Genomic DNA, 4,567 nt, shown 5'->3' with positions numbered 1-4,567 from the left:
GGGCGGCCGGGGCCCTGTCGCGCGGAGAGGGATCCTGATCCGCCGGTGGCACGTCCAACCCGCAAGGAGGCCACCCCATGCGTCGAACGACCCCCACCCGGACCATCGCCCTCACCGCCCTGATCCTGCTCCTCGCGGGCTGCGGCACGCAGAGCGGAGGCGACGCGGGCGGCAGCGGCACCGTGTCGCCGTCGCCCACCCCGTCCCCCCGGGACTGCGCCACGGCGAAGGCGGAGCTCGGCGCCGCCGACACCGGCGACACGTACTGTCTGGCGCCCGGCGAGACGATCCGTGTCTCGCTGGACGGCACCACGCGCAAACCCTGGGCGCCCGTCAAGGCCGCCGGCAGCGCGCTGGAGGCCACCAACAGCGGCATCGTCCTCCAGCCGGGCGACGCGTCCGCCGCCTACCAGGCGGTCTCGCCGGGAACGGTCCGGCTGACGTCGTCCCGGCCGATGTGCCCGAGCGATCCGGCCCGGGTCTCCTGCGACGGGCCTCAGGAGTGGGCGGTCACCGTGGTGGTGACGAAGGAGTGAGGCCGCGGCGGCCGCCCGGCCTCCTGGCGGGGGCCGGCGGCCGCCCTGAGCTGACGGTCCACGCGCCGCTCGCGCGCGAGCCCGATCAGGGAGGGGAGCGCCACGACCGCGAAGATCCCGAGAACGGCCAGGATTCCGACGAGGTTGTCCATCACTGAGTTCATGGACACTAGTGTCGCGTCGATTACTCCTTACCGTCAGTGGCAGAACTGCCGCACACCCTCGAATTACTGCCACTTCCAGGGCACACTGGGGACATGCTGAACAACGTGGCGGCCGTCCTGCTCGACGGCGTGCATCCCTTCGAACTCGGCGTCGTCTGCGAGGTGTTCGGCCTCGACCGTAGCGACGAGGGCTTGCCCGTCTACGAGTTCGCGGTCGTCTCCGCCGAAGGGCCGACGCTCGGCACCCATGTCGCCGGGTTCACCGTCTCCACCCCGTACGGTCTCGACCGGCTCGAAGAGGCCGACCTGGTGGTGGTGCCCGCCGGGGACACCTACGCCGTGCGCGGCTATCCGCCCGAACTGCTCGCGTCGCTGCGCCGCGTGGTGGACCGCGGGGCCCGGGTCCTCAGCGTCTGCTCCGGGGTCTTCGCGCTCGGCGCGGCCGGGCTCCTGGACGGCCGGCGCTGCGCCGTGCACTGGCAGCACGTCGACGGGCTGGCCCGGCAGTACCCGCGGGCGATCATCGAGCCGGACGTCCTGTACGTGGACGAGGACCCGGTGATCACCTCGGCCGGCACCGCCGCCGGGATCGACGCCTGCCTGCACATCGTCCGCAAGGAGCAGGGTCCCGAGGTGGCCAACTCCATCGCCCGCCGCATGGTGGTGCCGCCGCACCGCGACGGCGGCCAGGCCCAGTACATCGAGCGGCCGCTGCCCCGCTCACGGTGCGACACGGTCGGCGAGGTGCTGGTGTGGATGCAGCAGCACCTCGACGAGGAGACGACCGTCGAACAGCTCGCGGCCCGTGCCCATATGGCGCCGCGCACCTTCGCGCGCCGCTTCCAGCAGGAGACGGGGACCACGCCGTACCGCTGGATCCTGCGCCAACGGGTCCTGCTGGCACAGGAGTTGCTGGAGGCCACGGACGAGACGATGGACGCGATCGCGGGCCGCGCCGGCTTCGGCAACGCGGCGGCGCTGCGCCATCAGTTCGTACGGAGTCTGGGGACGACTCCGCAGGCGTACCGGCGCACGTTCAGGGGCCCGAAGGCGGCCTGAACGTGCGCCGGTGGACGTGCGGGCCGGACACCGGCCGGGCCGGGCGCCCGACCGCCTCAGCGGGGACGGGCCTTCAGCCGCAGCTCGTCGGGCCGCAGGGTGATGCCGACGCGGGTCGTGCCGTTGGACCCGCGCACCGGCTCGAAGCGCCACCGGGACGCCACGGTCGCGGTGATCAGGCTGAGCAGCGCCATCGAGAAGTGGTCACTCGGGCACTTGCGGTTGCCGACACTGAAGGGGCGCATCGCGTACTTCGGGATGTCCGTGGAGCGTTCCGGAAGCCAGCGGTCGGGATCGAAATCCAGATGCTCCCGGTACGACCGCGGGTCGCGCTGGATCGCGTACGGACTGTAGATGATGTCGGCACCGGCCGGAATGCGATAGCCACCCAGCTCGGTTTCGGTCACCGCGCGCCGCGTCAATATCCATACGGCGGGGCGCAAACGCATCGCCTCGACGACGACATTGTTCGTGTGCGACAGCTTCCGGACGTCGTCGAATCCGACGGGCCGGTCTCCGGCGATGGATTGGACCTCTTCGGCCACCTTGTCCGCCTGTTCCGGATGTTCCGTCAGGACTTGAAGCAGCCACATGATCGTGGAGGCGATGGTTTCGCTGCCGGGAGTGAGTATCGCGACGACTTGGTCGTGGATCTCCTGTTCGTCGATGGGGTCGCCGTCGTCGTTCTTCGCTTCCAGCAATGCCGTCAGCAAATCGTCCGGCTTTTGACCAGATGCCCGTCGCTCGTCGATGATCTCGTCGACGAGCGCATGCAAATCGGCCAATGCCCGGTCGAATGCGCGCATCGAAGGAAGCGGGAGCCGATAGAGCGGCCCCGCGGGTATGACCATGCGCCGGTACATGCCACGGAACACGGTGGCGAGGGCGAGGCTCAGCCGCTCGGCACGCTCGTCCATGAACCGGCCGCGCAGCAGACAGCGGGCGGCGACGCGGACGGCGACGCGGAACGACTCGGAGGTGCAGTCGACGGCCGTCCCCGGCTCCCAGCGGGCCGCGAACGCGCGCGCCTCCTCCTCCATGATCGGGCCGTACTCGGGGATGATGTCGAGCCGGAACGCGGGCTGAATGGTCCGCCGCTGGCGCCGGTGCTGCGGCCCGTTGGCCGTGGCGACGCCCTGCTTGCCCAGCAGCCCTTCGAGCGACTCCCACAGGGGGCCGCCGATCTCGTAGTCGGGGCTGAGCGCCAGCGCCCCGGTGAGCGCGGGGGTGGTGACGGCGTACACCGTCTTGGGGCCCATCCTGAGCCGCACGACGTCGCCGTGGTCGCGCAGCTGGGCGAGGAAGCCCAGCGGGTCGCGCACCAGCTTCCAGCCGTGCCCGAGACCGGGCACCCCGCCTCCGGCGATGGGCGGGACGGACAGCTCCCGCACCTCGGACACCTCGGGTCGTACCGACTCGACGGTCATTTCTCACCTACCGCTTCGTTGTTGACGTACGGGGGTGTGGAGCGGTCGTCCCAGCTGTCGACCATGTACCGGCCCGACTCGTGGTGGAACCAGTACACGGAGCTGAACCAGTTCCGCATATTTCCGAGGCACGCCCTCACGGCGGCACTGGTCTCTTTTCCTCGCACGGTGCCGTCCGCGAGCGTGTCGGCGAGCCTATATACGTCCTGCTCGGTGATGAGGAATTGCTCGATGCATTCCTCGATCCGCCGCCTCACTTCGGTGACGGCTTCTTCGAGCGTCAGCCCCTGATGGTGAATGAGACTGATTCCGAGATTGTGGACCTCGTCGCCCGCTATTTCCTTGGGCAGTGAACAGAGGTCGTTGTACCAGGCGGCGAATTCCTGACTGAGCAGTGCCGCACGGTGGAATGCGGGATGCAGCCGCACTTTGTTGGGGATTTCCTGGCCCGCACTCGGTTCCAGAAGGTCGGTCCAGATCCAGTGCGCAAAGGTGAGCCGGCGGAGTTCGAGGTATTCACCGACCGTGGGGACGGTGCCGGAGGTACGGTTCCGGAACTCCCGGTCGTACGCCTCGATCACCGCGTGGAAGTGGAGCGCGAACCGTTTGTTCCAGTTCTCGCCGAGGAACGAGTACAACCGCACCATGCTGTCCGCGAACCCCGCCACCAGGGGATCCTGGTGGTGCAGATGGTCCCCGGGGGCGTCGAGGGCCGCGTGAAGCTGCACCCTGAGCCTGCGCCAGGCGTCCACCCGTCCGTGGATGACATCGCGGTCGTGCCGGTCGTCCCAGACGAAGAACCACGCGCTGTAGTCCGCTATCGCCTGCATGACCTCGTCGGGGGCGCCAATGTAGTAGCCCGCCATGAGGTCCGTGTAGCACAGGCCGTCGGCATATTCCTCGACCGTGTCCGCGGACATCAGTCGTTTTTCGAGGAGCCAGATCCGGGTCTTCTCCTGGAGCTTGGGCCAATACGGGTGCAGTTGACGGGGAAACTCGGATTCGATCACCGGGAGAGAGAGCGCCGGTGGTACCGCGATCGCTGTCGATGAAGAGCCGTATGAGAAAGCACGCACGAACAAACCCCTCTCAGCCGCCTGTTGACGCCACGCCCCCCAAGCCGTGCCGGGCGTGCGCCGTTGCGTATCCCCGCACTTCCCATTCAGCACCACAACTGACCGTTCTGGGAACGGATTTGGCCCACTGACTACCTCAGCATGCCGAGAATCTCCCCTTGTGTGACTGAATCCGGATCATCGAGGGAGCACAAGGGATCGAACGTGCGACGTACATGCGAACGGTGGCGGGTGGGGGGGGTGACCCCCCCCCGGCCCCGTGGGGCCGACCCCCCAGGGGGGGGGGGGGGGGGGGTATTAACAAA

General features: G+C 68.6%; 5 protein-coding genes. 2 read left to right on the top strand and 3 right to left on the bottom strand.

All coding sequences use genetic code 11. The annotated features are described in order from the left end of the window. Positions 1-77: 77 nt before the first annotated feature. The gene (locus ACFWBT_RS41980) at positions 78-536 is read left to right on the top strand and encodes a hypothetical protein (RefSeq protein ID WP_385709798.1); all 459 of its coding nucleotides are present in this window, start codon (positions 78-80) and stop codon (positions 534-536) included. Here ACFWBT_RS41980 and ACFWBT_RS41975 read toward each other — a convergent pair. Next, positions 497-700, bottom strand: a complete 204-nt coding sequence (locus tag ACFWBT_RS41975) for a hypothetical protein (protein WP_385709795.1) — start codon at positions 698-700, stop codon at positions 497-499. The two genes, ACFWBT_RS41980 and ACFWBT_RS41975, sit on opposite strands and share 40 nt — an antisense overlap. 93 nt (positions 701-793) lie before the next feature. Here ACFWBT_RS41975 and ACFWBT_RS41970 point away from each other — a divergent pair, with 93 nt between their 5' ends. After that, complete coding sequence (locus tag ACFWBT_RS41970) at positions 794-1,759, top strand: helix-turn-helix domain-containing protein (protein ID WP_385709793.1); 966 nt, start codon at positions 794-796, stop codon at positions 1,757-1,759. 56 nt (positions 1,760-1,815) lie between these two features. Here the strand turns inward: ACFWBT_RS41970 and ACFWBT_RS41965 are convergent, their stop codons facing one another. Both ACFWBT_RS41965 and cyc1 read right to left on the bottom strand, forming a co-directional pair. After that, the gene (locus tag ACFWBT_RS41965; protein WP_385709790.1) at positions 1,816-3,186 is read right to left on the bottom strand and encodes a cytochrome P450; all 1,371 of its coding nucleotides are present in this window, start codon (positions 3,184-3,186) and stop codon (positions 1,816-1,818) included. Then, a complete protein-coding gene (cyc1, locus tag ACFWBT_RS41960) occupies positions 3,183-4,262 on the bottom strand; it encodes an epi-isozizaene synthase (protein WP_385709787.1) in 1,080 nt (359 codons plus the stop codon). The genes ACFWBT_RS41965 and cyc1 overlap by 4 nt, the downstream gene beginning before the upstream one ends. Between the last annotated feature and the right edge of the window lie 305 nt (positions 4,263-4,567).

Origin of the sequence: Streptomyces sp. NPDC060027, from assembly GCF_042737005.1 — a bacterium.
Lineage (GTDB): Bacteria > Actinomycetota > Actinomycetes > Streptomycetales > Streptomycetaceae > Streptomyces.
The sequence above is the reverse complement of the archived record's forward strand: the minus strand, read 5'-3'. Positions and strand labels throughout refer to the sequence as shown.

What these genes read in the sequence shown, in the direction of transcription:
- ACFWBT_RS41970 (WP_385709793.1), top strand. Translation starts at nt 794, where the DNA reads ATGCTGAACAACGTGGCGGCCGTCCTGCTCGACGGCGTGCATCCCTTC.
- ACFWBT_RS41965 (WP_385709790.1), bottom strand. Translation starts at nt 3,186, where the DNA reads ATGACCGTCGAGTCGGTACGACCCGAGGTGTCCGAGGTGCGGGAGCTG.
- ACFWBT_RS41980 (WP_385709798.1), top strand. Translation starts at nt 78, where the DNA reads ATGCGTCGAACGACCCCCACCCGGACCATCGCCCTCACCGCCCTGATC.
- ACFWBT_RS41975 (WP_385709795.1), bottom strand. Translation starts at nt 700, where the DNA reads ATGAACTCAGTGATGGACAACCTCGTCGGAATCCTGGCCGTTCTCGGG.